The organism is Ruminococcus flavefaciens 007c (genome assembly GCF_000571935.1).
In the GTDB taxonomy this organism is placed as follows: Bacteria; Bacillota; Clostridia; order Oscillospirales; family Ruminococcaceae; genus Ruminococcus; species Ruminococcus flavefaciens_F.
On record NZ_ATAX01000008.1, the window covers coordinates 111,577 to 130,143 of the forward strand.

Annotated in this window: 19 protein-coding genes; 4 read left to right on the forward strand and 15 right to left on the reverse strand. The window is 49.5% G+C overall.

All coding sequences use genetic code 11. The features are described from left to right. Positions 1-24 precede the first annotated feature (24 nt). The 15 genes from RF007C_RS02295 to RF007C_RS02365 form a co-directional block, all read right to left on the reverse strand. The gene (locus RF007C_RS02295) at positions 25-855 is read right to left on the reverse strand and encodes a dockerin type I repeat-containing protein (RefSeq protein WP_037296868.1); all 831 of its coding nucleotides are present in this window, start codon (positions 853-855) and stop codon (positions 25-27) included. 222 nt (positions 856-1,077) lie between these two features. Beyond that, entirely contained in the window at positions 1,078-1,311 is a 234-nt protein-coding gene (locus RF007C_RS02300) for a hypothetical protein (protein WP_037296871.1), read from the reverse strand. Between the two features lie 73 nt (positions 1,312-1,384). Further along, positions 1,385-1,723, reverse strand: coding sequence for a hypothetical protein (locus RF007C_RS02305; protein WP_037296873.1), 339 nt, complete (start codon positions 1,721-1,723; stop codon positions 1,385-1,387). Positions 1,724-2,016: 293 nt separating this feature from the next. Next, entirely contained in the window at positions 2,017-3,174 is a 1,158-nt protein-coding gene (locus RF007C_RS02310; RefSeq protein ID WP_037296876.1) for an FtsW/RodA/SpoVE family cell cycle protein, read from the reverse strand. A gap of 66 nt (positions 3,175-3,240) precedes the next feature. Further along, complete coding sequence (locus RF007C_RS02315; RefSeq protein ID WP_037296879.1) at positions 3,241-4,767, reverse strand: YifB family Mg chelatase-like AAA ATPase; 1,527 nt, start codon at positions 4,765-4,767, stop codon at positions 3,241-3,243. 11 nt (positions 4,768-4,778) lie between these two features. Beyond that, complete coding sequence (locus tag RF007C_RS02320) at positions 4,779-5,657, reverse strand: hypothetical protein (RefSeq protein ID WP_037296880.1); 879 nt, start codon at positions 5,655-5,657, stop codon at positions 4,779-4,781. Between the two features lie 120 nt (positions 5,658-5,777). After that, positions 5,778-6,314 carry a S1 RNA-binding domain-containing protein gene (locus tag RF007C_RS02325; RefSeq protein WP_037296882.1) on the reverse strand — a complete coding sequence of 179 codons (537 nt, stop codon included), beginning with the start codon at positions 6,312-6,314 and terminating at the stop codon, positions 5,778-5,780. 43 nt (positions 6,315-6,357) lie between these two features. After that, positions 6,358-6,660: a hypothetical protein gene (locus tag RF007C_RS02330; RefSeq protein WP_037296883.1), complete on the reverse strand. Its 303-nt coding sequence runs from the start codon at positions 6,658-6,660 to the stop codon at positions 6,358-6,360. Further along, complete coding sequence (yabQ, locus tag RF007C_RS02335; protein ID WP_037296886.1) at positions 6,650-7,195, reverse strand: spore cortex biosynthesis protein YabQ; 546 nt, start codon at positions 7,193-7,195, stop codon at positions 6,650-6,652. Before yabQ ends, RF007C_RS02330 begins: the two co-directional genes overlap by 11 nt. Then, positions 7,192-7,470, reverse strand: coding sequence for a YabP/YqfC family sporulation protein (locus RF007C_RS02340; protein ID WP_037296888.1), 279 nt, complete (start codon positions 7,468-7,470; stop codon positions 7,192-7,194). The genes yabQ and RF007C_RS02340 overlap by 4 nt, the downstream gene beginning before the upstream one ends. A 59-nt stretch (positions 7,471-7,529) precedes the next feature. Continuing rightward, on the reverse strand, positions 7,530-8,630 hold the full coding sequence (locus tag RF007C_RS02345; protein WP_037296891.1) for a hypothetical protein: 1,101 nt from the start codon (positions 8,628-8,630) through the stop codon (positions 7,530-7,532). 45 nt (positions 8,631-8,675) lie between these two features. Next, positions 8,676-9,770 (reverse strand): DUF3810 domain-containing protein, encoded by a 1,095-nt coding sequence (locus tag RF007C_RS02350; RefSeq protein ID WP_037296894.1) that lies wholly within the window; start codon positions 9,768-9,770, stop codon positions 8,676-8,678. Between the two features lie 228 nt (positions 9,771-9,998). After that, positions 9,999-10,619 carry a hypothetical protein gene (locus RF007C_RS02355; protein ID WP_037296895.1) on the reverse strand — a complete coding sequence of 207 codons (621 nt, stop codon included), beginning with the start codon at positions 10,617-10,619 and terminating at the stop codon, positions 9,999-10,001. A gap of 55 nt (positions 10,620-10,674) precedes the next feature. After that, positions 10,675-12,381: an NAD(P)H-hydrate dehydratase gene (locus RF007C_RS02360; protein ID WP_037296897.1), complete on the reverse strand. Its 1,707-nt coding sequence runs from the start codon at positions 12,379-12,381 to the stop codon at positions 10,675-10,677. Between the two features lie 171 nt (positions 12,382-12,552). Then, positions 12,553-13,074 carry a hypothetical protein gene (locus tag RF007C_RS02365; RefSeq protein WP_019679247.1) on the reverse strand — a complete coding sequence of 174 codons (522 nt, stop codon included), beginning with the start codon at positions 13,072-13,074 and terminating at the stop codon, positions 12,553-12,555. Between the two features lie 518 nt (positions 13,075-13,592). On the opposite strand from RF007C_RS02365, the gene pheS reads away from it, so the two are divergent. The 4 genes from pheS to RF007C_RS02385 all read left to right on the forward strand — a co-directional run bounded on the left by pheS (position 13,593) and on the right by RF007C_RS02385 (position 18,567). Continuing rightward, a complete protein-coding gene (gene pheS / locus RF007C_RS02370) occupies positions 13,593-14,621 on the forward strand; it encodes a phenylalanine--tRNA ligase subunit alpha (protein WP_019679246.1) in 1,029 nt (342 codons plus the stop codon). A 197-nt stretch (positions 14,622-14,818) separates the two neighbouring features. Beyond that, on the forward strand, positions 14,819-15,388 hold the full coding sequence (locus RF007C_RS02375; RefSeq protein WP_019679245.1) for a hypothetical protein: 570 nt from the start codon (positions 14,819-14,821) through the stop codon (positions 15,386-15,388). A 114-nt stretch (positions 15,389-15,502) separates the two neighbouring features. Next, positions 15,503-17,959: a phenylalanine--tRNA ligase subunit beta gene (gene pheT, locus RF007C_RS02380; RefSeq protein ID WP_037296900.1), complete on the forward strand. Its 2,457-nt coding sequence runs from the start codon at positions 15,503-15,505 to the stop codon at positions 17,957-17,959. Continuing rightward, entirely contained in the window at positions 17,959-18,567 is a 609-nt protein-coding gene (locus RF007C_RS02385; protein ID WP_037296903.1) for a M15 family metallopeptidase, read from the forward strand. The genes pheT and RF007C_RS02385 overlap by 1 nt, the downstream gene beginning before the upstream one ends.

Genomic DNA, 18,567 nt, shown 5'->3' on the forward strand with positions numbered 1-18,567 from the left:
ATACATTCATATTGTTTTCACGTCTTATTTATCCGTAATATCCTTGTCTCTTTCCTCGAGCATTTCCTTCAGCCTGTCATCGATAGGTCTGATGCCGTAGAGGGTTATCACAACGTCCTTACCGGGATCATAGGGCTCGGCAATGGTAGTAACAATAGGATCATCCTTTACAGAAGTTGTTATCTTCTCGATCTCGGTTTCACGGTTATATCTGTTGCCGTATTCCTTGCCCAGCTCATTTACGGATACTTTGCCGAGAACAAGCTTCTGGATCAGTATAAGATCTGCGATATTGAGCTTTCCGTCAGAGTTTACATCGGCGAAATAAGCGGCATCACTGTGGATGTCAGCGCCGTTTATGAGCATCCTTCTGACAGCAATAACGTCAAAGCAGTCAACTGCATAGTCCATATTGATGTCGCCCCTGAAAATATCTATAGGCGGGCCGTAAACAGTCTGAGGATAAGTTACCTCCGTAGTGGTAGATGTAGTCGAAGTTGTCATAAAGAAAGTAAATGTAGTCAGAACATTATCCCAGTCCTCATCGGAAACGGTGGTAGTAGGCGCAGGACCGTACACAGGTGCGGGCAGAGTCGTAGTAGTGACCGTAGTCAGGACCTTTTCCACGGTGCCCGGATTATTCCACGGCTCACTGTCCCACCATGTTCCGTCCGTCGGAGGAGGACCGTATACTCCATAAGCCCCCTGTCCTGAAAAATCCACAGTTTCAGACATATTATTGAACGGCGGCCACTGATTGCTGCCGTTATCTCCGGCTCCCATTGAAGGCAGAGCCGACATATTCGCAGCTGCAAAAACAGCAGCTGTCATAGCAGTACGTATAGTTTTTTTCATGTTATAACGCTCCCTTCGAAGATCTATGGTGTGACAGCCGGGAAATGGCAAGTGAATTTTATATATAGCATCCGACTGTCACTAATCCACAGTGCTATAATATAAATGACGCAAAACAGCGTACTTTTTTTCTTTTCAAGCCAACTTTGTATACCTGCACAAAGGGCTGTGCTGTTATTTGTGCAGTTTTACTTCCCCATACTCTTCGTCTTCTGATATTTCTTATTCAGCGGGCGTTTCCGCAGCATTCCCGGCTGACGGCGGACCGTAAACGTCCTGTATATCGTCCTTGGCGGGATCATATTCCGTGGTATCAGACTCTGCTGTCTTTGACTCCGTTATCACAGGCGGCCCATAAACGTCCTGTACCTCTTCATGGCCGATGTCGCAGCCTGTAAGCATGACAGTTCCTGTAAGCACAGCAGCCATAAGGGCGGTTTTCTTATTCTTTTTCATATGCATTACCTCCAATAACACTGCATAAAGCAGCTGTCAGATGTAAGCCTTTCCGCCTGAGCGGAAAAAAATATTATTGAACCGGATTGCTGCCGAATGACTCGGGCGGACCGTAAACGATCTGAACATTGTCATTTGCAGGATCATATTCCGTAGTATCGGGCTTTGTAGTATCATCCTGAACGATCGGCGCACCGTATTCCACCTGTACATCGTCATCGGAAGGATTATATGTGGTAGCTGCAGGCTCTGTTGTCTGAGCCTCTGTAGTCTGCTCCTCTGTTGAAGCAGCTGTGGTAACAGGCGGGCCATATACAGTGACCACATCGTCATGTCCGTGATCGCAGCCCGTAAGCATAACAGCTCCTGTGAGTACAGCAGCCATAAGAGCGGTTTTTCTAGTTTTTTTCATGTTTATACCCCCATATTTCATTACTGCTTTTATTTTACTACATATTCCGGTGTTTGTCAATATTACGGGCTATATAAATACACCGTATTTAAGCCGAAAACTGCTCATTGTTCCCTGCTTCGGAGCTGCTCCTCATTGTCATAAATGCACTGATTTCATTGCTGCGGTTTGTGCAAAACACAGAAACTGTTATCTTTTATTCCGTATTTCAATGGTTTTCCGTTGAATTTCAGCCCCTTTCCACCATATATAGAAGGGCATGAAAAAGCTCCCGCCGAAGCAGGAGCAGTATATCAGTCTTCCTCGTCCTCATCATAGAAAACGTTATAGTTCACGGCGCGGTGACTGTATGTGCTGAGCACGAGGCCAATTATAGCGTACATACTTATCATGGCGGTACCGCCCGCACTGAGGAAGGGCAGCGGAACGCCGATAACAGGAGCCACCTTCAGCACCATGCCAATATTCATGATACAGTGTGAGAGTATCAGTCCGAAGGCGCCCATGCAGATGAATTTACCAAGATGGTCGCGGCTTACGCGACTGTCTCCGAATATCTTCAGGCAGATATAGGCAAGGATAATGATGAGTCCGATAGAGCCTACGAAGCCGAATACCTGGCCTGCGTAGGTAAAAATGAAGTCGTTGTGTATCTCGGGAACGGTAATATAGTCGTCAGGCTTTCCGAAGAGCCCCTTGCCGAATACTCCTCCCGATTTGAGAGCTGCAAGTCCCAGATCCTGCTGATACTCGATGTACTCGGGATCGGTTCCTGGGTGGAAGAGTATGAGGATACGCTTTTTATGGAACTCGCTCAGTGCAAAGAACCACATACCCGCAACGCCCGCAGCAATGACAAAGGGCGCCGCAACGAGGTATTTCCACGAGATCTTCGCAGAGCATATCATAAATGCGAATATAGCAGCAAAAACGATAGCCGTACCGTAATCGCCCTGCAAAGCTACGATGCCGAGAGGGACAGCTCCGTGTATCAGCAGCAGCAGCATATGAAGGGGCTTGTTCATTTCCTCCTCATCACGGGACAGGTGATGAGCGAAGGAGAGTATGAATGCCAGCTTCAGCACCTCCGAGGGCTGAAACTGGATAAATCCGAGGTTGAGCCATGCCTGGTCGTCGGCGCCTTCTCGCCTGTATCCCAGGGAGGTGAAGGTCAGCGCCATCAATGCCAGCGCCGCAGGAACGAAAAGGAACCACAGCTTTACCAGCTTGCGGTAGTCTATGAACGAGATGATCACAGCAGCGGCTACGCCCGCCACCATTGAGAATGCCTGTGTTTTCCAGTAGCTGGAGCCTACGGTCTCAAGGACCTTGTTATAGGTTATGGAGTATATCAGCAGGGTGCTTATGGCAGCGCATAGCGTTACCGAAAACAGCAGACCTGCGTCAATACTGTGTTTGCCCGAAGGCAGTTTTTTGAATGCCGATTTCATTGTTTCTCCTTTGTTTATCTGTTTTTAAGTAAAAGCTGATCCGTAACGCCGATCACCGCGTTTTTATCATTCCGCCCAGTATTTGCGGTCAAGGCTCCTGAACTGCGCCGCAGCTGCCACATGAGCCTTACGTATGACCTCTGAACCGTCTATATCAGCGATAGTTCTTGCGACCTTCAGTATACGGTCATAGGCTCTTGCGCTGAGTCCGAGCCTGTCGAAAACGCTCTTCATCAGCTTCTCGGCGCCCTCGTCCATGGGACAGAACCCCTGTAGCTTATCGGGAGTTATGAGCGCATTGCAGGTTATGCCCGTATTGCGGAAGCGTTCCTCCTGAACGGCTCTTGCAGCGATAACTCGTTTTCTTATATCTGCCGAGCTCTCCTCCTTCGCCTTTGACGAAAGATCGCCGAACTCCACGTGAGCCACCTCGATATGGAGATCAAAGCGATCCAGCATAGGTCCCGAGATCCTCGAAAGATAGCTCGTCACCTTATTTTTCGGACATATACACTTTCTCTTTGGATGTCCGTAGTATCCGCAGGGACAGGGATTCATGGCACCTATGAGCATAATGGTGCAAGGATAAGTCACCGTACCCGAGGCGCGGGCAATAGTCACCCTTCTGTCCTCAAGGGGCTGACGGAGTATCTCCAGCGTCTTGCGGTCAAACTCCGCAAGCTCGTCCAGAAAGAGGAGGCCGTTATGGGCAAGCGATACCTCTCCCGGGTGCGGAACAGTGCCGCCGCCTGCCAGACCTGCCGAGGATATGGTATGATGAGGCGAACGGAAAGGTCTTTTTGTTATTATGGGCATTTCGGGAGTAAGAAGTCCCGAAATGGAATGTATCTTTGTAGTTTCCAGTGCTTCTTCAAAGGTAAGAGGCGGAAGTATGGAGGGCATACGCTTGGCAAGCATACTTTTACCGCTTCCCGGCGAACCGATGAGCAGGGCATTGTGGCCGCCTGCCGCAGCTATCTCCAGAGCCTTTTTAGCCGACTGCTGACCTCTCACGTCGGAGAAGTCAAGGGGTTCGTTATACGCAGCCTCGGGAGGTATGTAATGCTCGCAGGGCGTCAGCAGCTCCTCACCGCGGAAGTGCTTTATGAGCTCCTCAGCATTGTGTACCGCATATATGTCCACACCGTCGATCACGGAAGCCTCTCTGGCATTCTCCGCAGGGACGAACACCGATGCTATGCCCTTTTCACGGGCAAGCATGACCATGGGTAGGACTCCGTTAATACGGCGTATATCGCCGTTGAGAGAGATCTCTCCGATAAACGCACAGCCGTCGGGCTCGGTGCTTATCATTCTCATGCACAGGAGCACAGCCATGAATATGGCCATATCGTGTACAGAGCCGCTTTTTCTGGTATCTGCGGGAGCAAGGTTCACCATTACCGAAGCCACAGGAAAGCTTATACTGCATGAGCGCAGAGCAGCACGGATACGCTCGCGGCTCTCCCTGACAACAGTGTCGGGAAGACCGACTATCTCAAACTGAGGGTTTCCGCGGCTGATATCTATTTCAACGTCAACAGGAAAGGCGTTGAGGCCGAAAAGCCCGAGACTCGAAACCTTGGCAAACATATTTTGTCCCCCTATCTTAGTTTTATTCCGCTGTCCTTGATGCAGTTATCCTTGTTCCTGGGCGGGCAGAACCTGTCCGGAGCGGCGACCGGCGCTGAAACCGAAACACTCAGTCCCGGCATGGAATTGAGTGCCGAGCTCTTATCCGCAGGCACTTCTCCTGCGGTACTGTTACCGAGAATATCCACATCGACGGTTCCCGCCTTTCTTTCGGCAAAGCGGTCGAAAGCACGCTTTCTTCTCTCGGGGCCCGCAAAGGGCTGGGCCTGCTGGGGTAAAGGCTTATTCTGCTGAGCAGAGCTGTTCTGCTGCATCTGCTGTTTTTTCAGCTGGTCATAGCGTGCGGCCGCAGCCTGACCGTACTTGGTCTTATACGGCTGAGGCTGATAAGTCTCGATGAACATAGGATAGCCCTCTGTATTCCTGAGCTGTTTGAAGTCGGGATATGCCGAAAGTATAGGGTAGGTCTTTACCAGACCGATACCGCCGATAAATACACTTATAATATCAAACGCACTCAGCCTTATAAAAATGGAAAAACCAAACATCAGCATATAATAAAAGAACAGTATCACATGGAAAAACTTCCTGTTGCCATATCCGAGAGCACCCATGACAAAAGGAACGATGCAGATCAGAGCCTGTATTATGGCTCCGCTGTTACCAAGCATTCTGCTTTCGGAAATATCAGTATACATCAGCGGGATCCAGCCTACCACATGGATAGGTGCCTGAACAAGCGATAAAAGTGCAAGAATAACGCTTGTGACCATCGTATAAGTCATAATATCCTGACTGGTAGCCTTTATGGCGTCAAGTCTGCCGCGGCATATGGGATAATGAAGATGATTCGGCTTTTCCGCAAGTTCTGGATTTTTTTTGAATTCCATATCATTCTCCAATACAAAAAGTATGATCTATTTTATTATATCACTTTTCCGTCATGATGTAAATATATTTCTCGAATTTTGAAGGGATATAAAAAAGCCGCCCTTACGGACGGCTCATGTTTACTTTCTTCTTGTACCGTTTTTTCTGTCGGTGCTGCGCTTGAGGTCGCACATACGCTCCTCGCTGGTCTGCTTGAAGCGTGACATCATATCTTCAAAGGTCATTTCAGACTGAGGGATCTGCTTCTTCGGCTCCCAGATTATAGGCTTGCTGCGCTGATTGCTGCGCTCGCCCTTATCGTAGCCGCGGTCGCCCTTGTCTCCGCCTCTGTCGCCTCGGTCACCCCTGTCTCCGCTCCTGTCATTTTTATCCGGCCTGCCCTTGCCGTCAAATCTTTTCTGACGTGGCTGGGAGTCGCCGTTCTCAGAAGCCTTTTTAATGGAAAGGCTGACCTTTCCTGCCTCATTGATACCTATTACCTTGACCTTGACTTCCTGTTCCTCAGCCAGGTGCTCACGGATGTCGCTGACATATGTATTGGCGATCTCGGAAATATGTACCATTCCGGTGCCGCCGCCATCAATGTCAACAAAAGCTCCGTACTGTGTGATTCCCTTGACCTTGCCGTTATAGATCTTACCAATTTCCAGCTGCATACTTATTTATTACTCCTTTTTATGGACCCTTCCTCAGGCCCTATTAATCCCTTGTAGTGTCGTAGAATCTGCGCTCGTCGGGATAGGCATAGCCTCTCTCTTCAAGTGCGACCTTTTCCATGTAAGCGTTCAGATCGTCACTGTCAAGGACACGCTGCAGCTCGGCATTTTCCGTTTCGTAAGCGTCTATTTTTGTCTGTATCAGTTTCATCTGCTCCTCTTTTTCGGCGCAGTCCTTCTGAGTGGCCGCAATAAGCACGCCGCAGCCTATGATAACGGCTACTGCTACAAGCTTTACAAGTCCGCGGCTGAACAGACCTTTTTTCCTCTGCTTTTCATGTCTCATTTTTTTCGACAACGCTCTTCACGTTCTTTCTCTTATTATTTTCCATTTTATTATACAACAGATGCTGCCTGTTTCGCAATACTATTCTCGCTTTTTTAAAATTCTTAACAATAATTCGGTAAATTCCTACAAATTTAACACCGACTTTTGCACATAGCGGTGCAAAAAAACTCCTGAGAGGCATGAAAAACAGTCTGAAAACAGCCCTGATCATGCCGATGAGCTTACTGATTGTCCGCAGAACAACACTCCCCACGGTAAAGTGGTACACCGCAAAGCCGAGAACGTTCCCGACCGCGAAATACAGCCTCATCTCGCTCCTTGCAGCCAGCTGCGAAAAGACAATGAGAGCTGCTGCATACAGCATGAAAAAGAGTACGTCCTCAATTGCCGTAAGAGCATCATTGTGCCGAAGTATCAGCCTGAAGGCGCGGAAAACATCGAATACGGGGCCAAGGGCGGCTCCCATTATGCACGACATACCGAAAAGTCTCAGTTCCTCGCTGACCGTGAAGAAGGTCTCGGGCATATTCATCTGAACAGCCTTCCCAGAGCAGAAACAGGCCCTTTTCTGTCCCTGTCCCCATAGATAACAGCCCATATATCGCCTGTAATGGTCATATCGCCCGTTTCCGTGCTCATAGAGTCGATGTGGAGCTCCCTGCCCTTTACAGTAAGCTCTCCCAGCTGGGTATAAAGGCTTATCTCCCTTTCGTCGAAGCTGTCAACGTCCGTTATCCCCGATATGCTAAGGCTCCTGCGGTTTTCGAGGATGATGTTCTGATTTTCTGAAGCGGTCTTGTCCTGCATGGTCTTACCTCCGAAATACTTGATAGTTGAAGTATATTCACAGGAGGCGTCTTTTATGCTCAGCCGTCAAGCTCCCTGCACTTTTCCTCGTAATACGCGTCACCGGTGAGGCGTTTCTCGCCGTCATTGTCTTCACTGCCGGAATAAATGCCGGCAAATCCGGGAGTTTCGGGATCCCAGACAGCTGCGGCAGCTGCTGCTCCATCCTTTATCTCAACGAACCATCTTCTTTCATTCTCATTTTCATAGTACTTCTTCAGCTTCTTGCGGAAGCTCTCCGTGTCAAAGCCCTGAGGAACGTTGTGATCCCTGCTTTCATCGGAATGTATTATGAAGCCCTCCGAGGTATCACCCAGGCTGTCTTCGGCCTCCATTTCCACAAGCGATGTCATCGCAGCCTTATATATCATTGAAGCTTCATTGGTAAGCGTCTTGCTGCGGGCTCTTATCTCTACCCCGCGGAAATACTGAGCGTTGATCTTCCAGCCGCCGTTATAGCCGAGAACGTACATGATCCCTTCGTACATATCTCCCGTGACCTCGTTCTCAAGCTCCATAACAACGCAGTAAGCGTCGGTTATGCCTGAATACTCCGCGATCTTATCCTTTGGTACGGCGCTGTATTCCTTGTCCAGCTCACTTGAATCCACCTTGTCGACTCCGCCTTTGTCGGCGATATACTTCCTTACATAGCCGAACATACCGAAATTTTCTTTCAGATCGGCCAGCTCGCTCTCATCGGCGGGATCGGAGCTTATGATATGGTCTAATCTGATCTTCCTGTCTTCGTCTCCGTAATAGAGGGAATACTGATAGGACTTTATGAGCTCCTCTTCTGTGGTCTCAATGCCGTGATCCTTTTGGGACTTGACAATGACCTTTATCACATCTCCCATATCGTCGGGCATCTGCATATCAAATGTCCTGCGGTAGTCCCTGGCGTTGAAGGCCTCGATGAACGCCTTTATCGCCTCCTCCTGTGAGGAATATACTGAAGGATCAGTCTCCCCTGTGGAAGTTCCTTCGGTATTTTCCGACGCAGAAGCTGTGTTCTGTGTACTGCCAGAGCCTGTATCCTTTGATCCTTTCTTGTCGGTACAGCCTGTAAATGAACATATAACTGCGGTAAGTGCAATAAGTCCTGCTATGATCCTTTTCATTTTATCCTCCGTTAATATCAGCCGTGAACCCTGCCGCAAGTGCCATCACGGGAAATAATAGTCCAGCAGAAGATCCACCATCATGGAATAGCTCTTTATGCCTTCTTCTCTGCCGTTCATTTTTATATTCGTATCTATTGCAGCCGTTGAAGCTTCGCTGACTGCTTCAGTGGATATTACTTCCTTATCTGCGTTCTCCTCCCAGTAATTCTCGGGCATGAACCTGAACCAGTCACGCAGCACCTCATCGGAAATAGTCTCCGAAAGCGGGTACGCCTCTTCCACCTCGTTGTCCCATACCGTATTGTGTACGTACTCAAGAGCGTCCAGATAGCCTGCATATTGGAATTCCACATTATCGCTGCCCGTCGACGCAGCAAAGGCAAGGAAGTTCGCTTCGTCCTCCTGGATAAAGCCCTTCAGGTGTGCAAGCTCATGGCATAGTGTGGAGGGAAGGACTGCCCGTATCATATCGTCATTGTAGTTGGCTTCGATGGTGTAGGGCATATATATCCCCGTCAGATGCAGCTGGCTCATGAAATACGAGAACTGTATCGGCTTGGGATCGGGATAATAGCCGCGGAGCTGCGGATATTTCCCGCCTGCACGCTTCATCGCCTTTTTTGCCTCCGCCTTCACATCGCAGGTCACCTCAAAGCAGCCGTTCTCATCACGGGGCACCTGCAAAGCAAGCTCGTTGCACTTGTTTATGAGAGCACCGTAAAGCATTGTGAGCTCCCGGTCGGTATGCTCGTGAGAATCGGGAAAATACTTCTCGGAAAGAGGCGTACACTGATACATGATAAAGCAGTTCATGGTCTCGGTAGTAGTTATGTAGCACAGGATCCACAGGACGAGGGTGCCTGCAAAAGCAGCCAGTCTCCGCCGTTTGCCCTTCATGAAGATGAGAAGTATCAGGAAAAGCGGGATACCTATGAATACAAGGGCTACCGCTGCCGCTGTGAGCATCTCTCCCAGAGAAAAGGGCAGGAGTCCCGTGACAAAAGAAACTGCCGAGGATATGTACGGGAATATCTTTGAAACATAAAAGTCCGAAAACTGCCTTGAAAAACGTGAGATAACGTTTAATATGACCATAATGGCTATGATAATCAGAGGTATGCTGTATCTCTTTTTCATATTGACCTCCTTAATGGGTAATTTATATTATTATATCACAGAAGGCGATTTTTCGCAACAGGCTTTTTCTGCCAGTCCCGCCCCGAACTGTATACCTTTACAAATATATATATAACAAGGCTTTTTGTTCAGATATACAAAGTGCGTTTTCATGGCAGAAATAAAAGAGGAGAACCTGAATATCCCCATAAGAAACAGGATCCGCAGGCAAGACCTGCGGATCCCTTTTTACTGTTGCGATACTGTTGTAACAGCTGTCACATCTGATGCGACAGTTGTTGTATTCTCTGCGGAAGTCTGAACTGTCATCGGCTCTGCTGTTATTTCCGCAGTCTTTATCCCGGTAAATCTCATGGTAAGCTTATGATTCGGCATATCAAAGCCGCTGAGACAGCCGTCCTTATCTACAATGAGCTTATAGCCGCCGTTTTCGAGGCTGCCGCTGACAACGAGGTTCCCGTCCTTTTCCTCGCCCTTCAGCTCATCAAGCTTTGCATTATCTTCGACTGCTTTTATAAGTCCCAGCATCATAGCCTTGACGGGTACGGCGGACTGAGGCACGGAAAAGCTCAGCCCCTTGTAGGAGGCAAGGACGTTCCCCTCACTGAATTCCAGCTTTACTCCGCTGAGAGTGTTGGGCTCGGAGAATTCTATCTCCCAGACTCCCTCGCCGAAGCGCTTCAGCGCTCCCGCAGCTTCAAGTCTGTCCATAGTTATGCTGACATCTGCCGAAAATGCGTCTCCCAGCCCGTTTTTCCGACAGCCGCTGCCGCCTCCCGCAGGAACGGTACAGGCGGTAAGACAGATGACTGCCGCAATTGTAATAACGAATGTAAAAATCCTTTTCATAATACCAGCTCCGATCACAGTAATGAAAGATTGATTTTTTACATCCTTCCGCATATCATACGGTCATATTATTCTTCTTTTCCTTTAAAAGACTGAAGGCTTCGGGCAGACTGCTGATTATATCCCTGGGCAGCATGGCCTCCATGCCCAGACGTGCGGCAGCTGCGTCCCCTGCAAGGCCGTGCATATATACTCCCGCGCATACTCCGTCAAAGACGCCGCAGTCCTGTGCAACGGCAGCTCCTATAATTCCCGCAAGAATGTCTCCGCTGCCTCCCACGCTCATGCCTGCGTTGCCTGTATGGTTGACCGCAACTCTGTTGCTGTCGGCAACGATGGTGCCTGCGCCCTTCAGTACCACTGTTATGCCGTACTGAGCCGCGTACCTCTCGGCAACAATGAACCTCTTATCGGCTATCATTGGCACATCACACCGCAGCAGCCTTGCCATCTCGCCCATATGGGGAGTGATGATGATGTCCGAATTCTTCTTCGTTAAAATATCTATGTCCTGCACTATGCAGTTTATTCCATCCGCGTCTATAATAACGGGACATTTTGCCGTTGAAGTCACATATTTCGTAAGCTCAACAGTATCTGGAGTAACTCCCATGCCGCAGCCTATTACTATGGCGTCGGCCTTGTCCATGGCCTCAGCAAGAGGCTCGCGGCTGCTGTCATAGAGCATATATCCGTAATCGTCGCTGTCCAGCTCTATGAAGGTCGCCTCGGGAGTAAGTACAGACGCTGTATCTATGCACTTTTCAACGGAAGCCAGACGCACCAGTCCCGCACCGCTGCGGAGCGCTCCGAGAGTCGCAAAGGCAGCTGCTCCGCGCATAGAGGAGCTTCCCGCTATCACAAGCACCTTGCCGAATTCGCCCTTATGAGCGTCACGCTCGCGCTTGGGCGGGTAAAAGGCAAGGAAATTGCGCTCTATACGGTGATACTGACGTTCGCCGCCCAGTATCTTCAGGGCTTCCTGAGGTATACCTATATCGGCAACAGTTATCCTGCCGCAGTATTTCTTCAGTGGAAACTGCGACATACCTGTCTTTATGAATCCGAAGGTCATGGTCTCGTCGGCTTTGAATATGCCTGCGGATATGCTGCCCGAAGCACTGTCACCGCCGCTGGGTATATCCACAGCTATGCGGTAAGCTCCCGAGCCTATACCGAATATCCCCATAGTGTCCTTGTCCAGCTCCCCGTGGAAGCCGGTGCCGAAAACACCGTCAACTATGACCTGTGCGCCTACCACTGCGCCCTTGATGAGTCCCATGCGCTTCTTCTCTGCAATGAGCAGATCATCCAGGGGATTATGCTCTCTGCTGTCGTCGGAGGTCTCTGCGCTCCTTGGCTGTATAGTCATATAGTCAAGCTCGGCAGCCTCTATGGCAGCCTCCACATTTCCGCTGCGGAAGCCCTCTATGAAGGTTATGCGTTCACGGGGGAGTATGCTCAGCATCTCCTGCGCAAGGGGAGTCTTCGGCAGACCGCCGATGTGTATTATCGTAAGCTTATAGCCCTTATACAGCAGTATATCCGCCGCTGCATAGCAGTCTCCGCCGTTATTGCCCGTACCTGCAAGGAATACCACCGAACATTCCTCGGGTATGAGCTTCGCTTCATTCCGGCAATAGCTGTCTATGAGCTCCGCAAGCTTCCTGCCTGCATTCTTCATCAGCTGTCTTTTGGAGACTCCCAGCTTTTCCGACTGCTCCTCAAGTCTGCACATCTGCTTTGGTGTGACTATCTTCATATACATACCTCCTTATGGGATCAGGATACAATGACCGATCATAATCATTATTTTAGAGGCGGATAATATCCGTCCGTATTGCTGAAAACGTCATAAAACAGGACACTCCCCCGAGCGTCCCGATGTGATATATGTTGGTTTTTCCGTCAAAGTGCGCCCCGGCCTGCACGGTCAGGATCTGTGCCTCAGCTTGGCGGGAAGGAACTTCTGTATATTCTCCAGCATACGCTCATCCGGGGCGAAAACGAGCCTTGTGCTTCCGTAGCTCTCGTCCGTGAAATCAGCGTAGTATTCGTGCTCCGCTATATTGTCCGTAGCAAATATCACAGTCATATCCTCAGTCTCCTCCATGCCGTCGGAATACTTTCCGAAGTCCGTGAGCTGTCTGATATTTGCCGATACCATTTCCTTGCGCTTCTTCTTTGCGATGATCTTGTCAACGTCCAGATCACCGTTGGTGAAGGCGTACTCATACTCCACATAGGTGTTCTGCACGATATGGTATGTGCCGTAGCCCGACGCAACTGCCAGCGCAAAACCCAGCAGCGCCACCAGGGGGCGTCCCAGCTGGAGAATTGCCAACAGGACAATGGCAATGGTGAACAATATGCCCACCGTTATCATAAGTATCCTTCTTGTTTTATCGGCTGATGTCTCGTTCTTTTTTACAAGCTGTTCAGCAAAATTATCCATTATTTTTTCTCCGTTTCTTTTTTTGATCTTACAGATAATTATATCATACCACATTTTCCGTCAGATTGCAACAAATCAATTCAATTTTTTCAATTCTGTCGTATTATTTCACAACAGTTTTCTCCCCGCGGGAAATTTTTTGCAAAAACGCTTGATTTTTTTATTTCCTGCGTATATAATAAGTGTATAACCCGATGACTGAGAGAGTAAGTCTGCGATCATGTCTTCAGAGAAGGGCGCAATGGTGCGAGCGCTCCGTCATAATGCAGTCCGAAGTTCACTCACGAGGGGTACAGTTGAAAGGGTGCGGCTGATATTAACCGGCAGAGCCCGTGTAGACTGCAACGTAGGTCTGCGTTAAAGACAAGAGAGTGTCGGCTCTCCTGACAATGGGTGGTATAAAAGCAAGCTTCAAGTCTTGTCCTGTTGGACAGGACTTTTTTATTTAGTCACGACACATGAACTATCTGCACGGGCATCGTTTCCATGCAGCAAAACAAATTTTTTGAGGTGAAACAATGAAAGAACAGCTTGAAAAAATCGAAGCGCTGGCCAAGCAGGAGCTGGAATCCTGCACTGAGATCAAGGCGCTGGATGACCTGAGGATAAAATTCCTCGGAAAAAAAGGTGAGCTCACTGCCATACTCAAGCAGATGGGTAAGCTCTCGGCAGAGGAAAGACCTGTTATCGGTCAGCTCGCCAACAAGGTAAGAGCAGACATCGAAGAAGCCCTCGGAAGCAAGCTCGCTTCACTGAAGGCAAACGCACAGGCTGCAAAGCTGGCTGAGGAAAAGATCGACATCACTCTCCCCGGCAAGCGTGCTCCCTTCGGCAAGCTCCACCCCCTCACAAAGGTCGAGAATGAGATCAGAGAAATATTCATAGGCATGGGCTTCAATATCGCAGATGGTCCCGAGATCGACGACGATTACCACGTTTTCGAGGCTCTTAACCTGCCACCCGATCATCCTGCAAGAGATACCCAGGATACTTTCTATATCGAGGGCACAAATGAGACCGTTCTCCTCCGTACACAGACCTCCTCTGTACAGGTACACGTTATGGAGAACCAGAAGCCCCCTATCCGCATAATCTCTCCCGGACGAGTTTTCCGTTCAGACGCCGTTGATGCTACTCACTCTCCCCTCTTCCACCAGATAGAGGGACTGGTAGTTGACAAGGGAATCACTATGAGCGACCTCAAGGGCACTCTCGAAATGCTCATGAAGAAGCTCTACGGCAACGACTGCAAGCTCCGCTTCCGTCCTCACCACTTCCCCTTCACCGAGCCCAGCTGTGAGGTTGATATAAGCTGCTTCAACTGCGGCGGAAAGGGCTGCTCAATGTGTAAGGACGAGGGCTATATCGAGCTCCTCGGCGCAGGCATGGTACACCCCAAGGTCCTCGAGAACTGCGGCATCGACAGCAACGAGTACTCGGGCTTCGCATTCGGCCTCGGTCTTGAACGTATGGTTATGGGGCGCTATGACATCAACGACCTCAGACTCCTCTACGAGAACGACGTCAGATTCCTGGAGCAGTTCTGATAGTCAGCGTTTTTCAATAAATATAAAAGCTTCCGCAGCACAAGGAGCTCTTCTGAGTGCGGAAGCATCACAAGCTCCACCGCAAAACCCGTATGCATTTCAGCAGTATAAGCAGCCGCGGCGGCGCAATCATATACTCTCCGTGAGTAAATACGCTCCTGCGGCACCGAAAACATTATCTGACAGGGTAAAAAGCTATGTATAAAGAACTTGTAAAAAAATTAAGACGTAAGCACACTGCTTTCTATATCATCATCGCTCTAGTGGTGGTATTGTTCACAGGCGGCTGTCTGGCCGCATTCATCGCAGCCGATCTCGCCTTCAACAAGAAGCTGCTATGCGTTCTCGCGGGCATTATCCTCATCGCAGGCTGTATCGTGGAGATATGCACCTATAATTCCAGGATACGCAGTATGTGGAGCAGGATAGGCGTCGATTCAGAGGAAGAAATGAGCAGCATAATTGAAAACAGCGAGCCTCTCGGTCAGTTTGCCGAGACCTCAAAGCTCTTTATAACTGAAGATACCATTATCAATTTCCAGTCGCTGAAGGCTTACAGGATCAAGGACCTGAAAAAGCTAAGAAAGTCCGACCACAGCAGCGATGGAAGCAATAAGGATTATTACCTTAAAATTAAGCTCAACCGCGTTCCGAAAATGCCGAGGAAGGACGAAATGGCCTTCAGTGACTCTATCGACCGCAAGATAGCTTATAAAAGGATACTCAGCGCCTATACGCGCATAACAGGCAATGACGACATTGACTGATAATACATATCCGTCCGGAAATGATCTGCGATAAGGATCTGTCCGTGAAATGGTCCGGCGATCCCGGCGCTGTCATCTGATGCCGTCATCAATTAAGACGAAAGGAAAAAAGATATGAATTTATCTATGAAATGGCTCGGCGATTATGTTAAAGCCGATATGCCGATAAAAGATTTCTGCCATGCTCTCACAATGAGCGGTTCAAAGGTTGAATGCTATGAAAAAGAGGGCAGCAATATCTCCAACGTTGTAGTTGGTAAGATACTCTCAAAGGGACCTCACGAAAATGCCGATGCGCTCTTCGTATGTCAGGTGGACATCGGCGGGGAAGCTCCCATACAGATCGTTACAAACGCCAAGAACGTCAAGGAAGGCGACCTCGTTCCCGTTGCTCTTGACGGAGCTGTTCTCCCCGAAGGCAAGATCAAGAAGTGCAAGATGCGCGGAGTTGAGAGCTTCGGTATGTTCTGCGGACTGGATACTCTCGGCCTTACAGCACATGATTTCCCCTATGCGGATCCCGAAGGCGTATTCGTTATCGAAGAGGACTGCAAGCTCGGCGAGGATATCCACACAGCCATCGGTCTGGACGATACCTCTGTTGAGTTCGAGATAACCTCTAACCGCCCCGACTGCCTCAGCGTTATCGGTCTCGCAAGAGAGACTGCCGCTACCTACGGCACGGAGCTTAATGTAAAGGCTCCCGAGTTCAAGGGCGTGGACGGCGATATCAACTCCATGCTGAAGGTGGATATCCTCAACACAGAAAAGTGCCAGAGATACTGCGCAGGTATCGTAAAGAACGTAAAAATAGGCCCCTCACCCCGCTGGATGAGAGAGAGGCTCCGTGCAAGCGGCGTCCGTCCTATCAATAACTTCGTTGATATAACAAACTATGTTATGCTGGAATACGGTCAGCCTATGCACGCTTTCGATCTCCGCTACGTTGAGGGAGCTCATATCAATGTCCGCAACGCAAAGAACGGCGAAAAGATAATGACTCTCGATGGAGTTGAGCGTGAGCTCACAGAGGATATGCTGGTCATCGCAGACGAGAAGAAGCCCGTTGCCGTTGCCGGCATCATGGGCGGTGAGTACAGCGGCATCATGGACGATACCACAACTGTTGTATTCGAGTCAGCATACTTCGAGCCCACACAGGTTAGACGCACTTCAAAGGCTCTTAAACTCAAATCCGACGCTTCCTCACGCTACGAAAAGGGCGTTGACAGACTTATCTCCATGACCTGTCTGAAGAGAGCATTTGAGCTGGTGGAGGAGCTTGGCGCAGGCGAAGTTCTCAACACAGTTATAGACCGCGATTATACAGACAAGACTCCTGCTGCAGTTGAGTTCAGCGCAGAGTGGATAAACAATTTCCTCGGTACTGACATCTCCGAGGCTGATATGATAAAGTACCTCGAACGCCTTGAATTCAAGGTGGAGAACGGCAAGGTCATCGCTCCTTCATTCCGTATAGACATCGGCTGCAAGGCTGATATCGCAGAGGAAGTTGCACGTATCTACGGCTATAACAATATCCCCTCAACAGACTTCCGCGGCGTTGCAAGAGCAGAGTTCACAGAGGAGCAGAAGTTCGCACGCACACTGAGAAATGCAGTAGTATCTCTCGGCGGCTACGAGATAGCTACTTACTCCTTCGTATCTCCCAAGTACTTCGACAAGATACGTCTTCCTCAGGACAGCAAGCTCCGCAAGGTAGTAAGGATAGTCAATCCTCTGGGCGAGGACACCAGTGTTATGAGAACTTCCACTATCCCTTCAATGCTGGACGTTCTTTCATTCAATTACAACAACCGCAACGAAAAGGCTTGTCTCTTTGAGATCTCCAAAGAGTACCTCCCCGCTGAGGAAGAAAAGCCCTTCATCAACGGTGATACACTTGCAAACAGCGGCAAACAGAAGCATAAGTACAACTACTCTCTCCCCGACGAACCCCAGAGACTCACTATCGGTACGTACGGCGGCGACGCTGACTTCTATACCCTAAAGGGCATGGTGGAGCAGCTCCTTGCAGAGCTGAAGATAGAGGACGTTGAGTATGTACGCGCAGGCGACTGCGAGGTATTCGACGAGAAGTACGCTCTCCACCCCGGCAGAAGCGCAGTTATCCTCAAGGACGGCGCTCACCTCGGCATCATGGGCGAGGTTCACCCCGAGGTGCAGGAGACCTACGAGATAGGCGTAAAGACCTATGTTGCAAAGCTCAATATCCCCGAGCTCATGGCAGCTGCCGCAGATAAGATAACCTATCAGCCCCTGCCGAAGTTCCCCGCTACTACCCGTGACCTCAGTCTCCTTGTTGATGAGGATACACCTGTTGCAGACCTTGAAAAGGCTATAAAGGGCGCTGTGGGAAAGATACTGGAGAAGGTTACTCTCTTCGACGTATACCGCAGCGAAGATATGAAGAAGAACGGCAAGAAGAGTATAGCTTACTCTATCTCTATGCGCTCACATGAAGGCACTCTCACTGACGAGCAGGCTGACGGTGCCATGAAGCGCGTACTGAAGGCTCTCAATGCCATCGGCGCAGAGCTCAGAGGCTGATGCCCCAAGCTGCCGCAAACGATACAAAACTGAAAAATATGTATAATACCAAGAATGATAACACAAAGCTGCCTGTTCCCGACGGGCAGCTTGTGCGTATTTCAGACTATATCCCTCAGGCGGTCATAGACCTGAGATACGCCACGGAAAATAATTTTACGGGAAAAAGGATATACAGCAGCAGTGAAGCACTGCTGTGCTTCGGCACAGTAAAGAAGCTCATAAAGGTTCAGCAGGAGCTGGACGCTATGGGGCTCCGCATAGTGGTCTGGGACGCCTACCGCCCTATGGAAGCGCAGTTCAGGCTGTGGGAGGTATGTCCCGATCCCACCTTCGTAGCCGATCCCCGCAGGGAGATAACCGCTCATGCAAGAGGAAATACCGTGGATATAAGTCTCACCGGGGCTGACGGAACTCCCGTGGAGATGCCCTCGGAATTTGATGACTTTTCCTCCCGTGCAGACAGGAGCTATACCAATATCCCAGAAAATGCAAGGGAAAACGCTCTTATGCTGGAAAAGCTCATGGAAAAATTCGGTTTCACCGGCTATTTCAACGAATGGTGGCACTATTCCGACAACGAGGAATACGATATTATCGTCAGGTAA

Bases quoted from the DNA above. Each gene is read 5' to 3' on its own strand.
- RF007C_RS02295 (WP_037296868.1), bottom strand. From the start codon at position 855: ATGAAAAAAACTATACGTACTGCTATGACAGCTGCTGTTTTTGCAGCT.
- RF007C_RS02300 (WP_037296871.1), bottom strand. From the start codon at position 1,311: ATGAAAAAGAATAAGAAAACCGCCCTTATGGCTGCTGTGCTTACAGGA.
- RF007C_RS02305 (WP_037296873.1), bottom strand. From the start codon at position 1,723: ATGAAAAAAACTAGAAAAACCGCTCTTATGGCTGCTGTACTCACAGGA.
- RF007C_RS02310 (WP_037296876.1), bottom strand. From the start codon at position 3,174: ATGAAATCGGCATTCAAAAAACTGCCTTCGGGCAAACACAGTATTGAC.
- RF007C_RS02315 (WP_037296879.1), bottom strand. From the start codon at position 4,767: ATGTTTGCCAAGGTTTCGAGTCTCGGGCTTTTCGGCCTCAACGCCTTT.
- RF007C_RS02320 (WP_037296880.1), bottom strand. From the start codon at position 5,657: ATGGAATTCAAAAAAAATCCAGAACTTGCGGAAAAGCCGAATCATCTT.
- RF007C_RS02325 (WP_037296882.1), bottom strand. From the start codon at position 6,314: ATGCAGCTGGAAATTGGTAAGATCTATAACGGCAAGGTCAAGGGAATC.
- RF007C_RS02330 (WP_037296883.1), bottom strand. From the start codon at position 6,660: ATGAGACATGAAAAGCAGAGGAAAAAAGGTCTGTTCAGCCGCGGACTT.
- yabQ (WP_037296886.1), bottom strand. From the start codon at position 7,195: ATGAATATGCCCGAGACCTTCTTCACGGTCAGCGAGGAACTGAGACTT.
- RF007C_RS02340 (WP_037296888.1), bottom strand. From the start codon at position 7,470: ATGCAGGACAAGACCGCTTCAGAAAATCAGAACATCATCCTCGAAAAC.
- RF007C_RS02345 (WP_037296891.1), bottom strand. From the start codon at position 8,630: ATGAAAAGGATCATAGCAGGACTTATTGCACTTACCGCAGTTATATGT.
- RF007C_RS02350 (WP_037296894.1), bottom strand. From the start codon at position 9,770: ATGAAAAAGAGATACAGCATACCTCTGATTATCATAGCCATTATGGTC.
- RF007C_RS02355 (WP_037296895.1), bottom strand. From the start codon at position 10,619: ATGAAAAGGATTTTTACATTCGTTATTACAATTGCGGCAGTCATCTGT.
- RF007C_RS02360 (WP_037296897.1), bottom strand. From the start codon at position 12,381: ATGAAGATAGTCACACCAAAGCAGATGTGCAGACTTGAGGAGCAGTCG.
- RF007C_RS02365 (WP_019679247.1), bottom strand. From the start codon at position 13,074: ATGGATAATTTTGCTGAACAGCTTGTAAAAAAGAACGAGACATCAGCC.
- pheS (WP_019679246.1), top strand. From the start codon at position 13,593: ATGAAAGAACAGCTTGAAAAAATCGAAGCGCTGGCCAAGCAGGAGCTG.
- RF007C_RS02375 (WP_019679245.1), top strand. From the start codon at position 14,819: ATGTATAAAGAACTTGTAAAAAAATTAAGACGTAAGCACACTGCTTTC.
- pheT (WP_037296900.1), top strand. From the start codon at position 15,503: ATGAATTTATCTATGAAATGGCTCGGCGATTATGTTAAAGCCGATATG.
- RF007C_RS02385 (WP_037296903.1), top strand. From the start codon at position 17,959: ATGCCCCAAGCTGCCGCAAACGATACAAAACTGAAAAATATGTATAAT.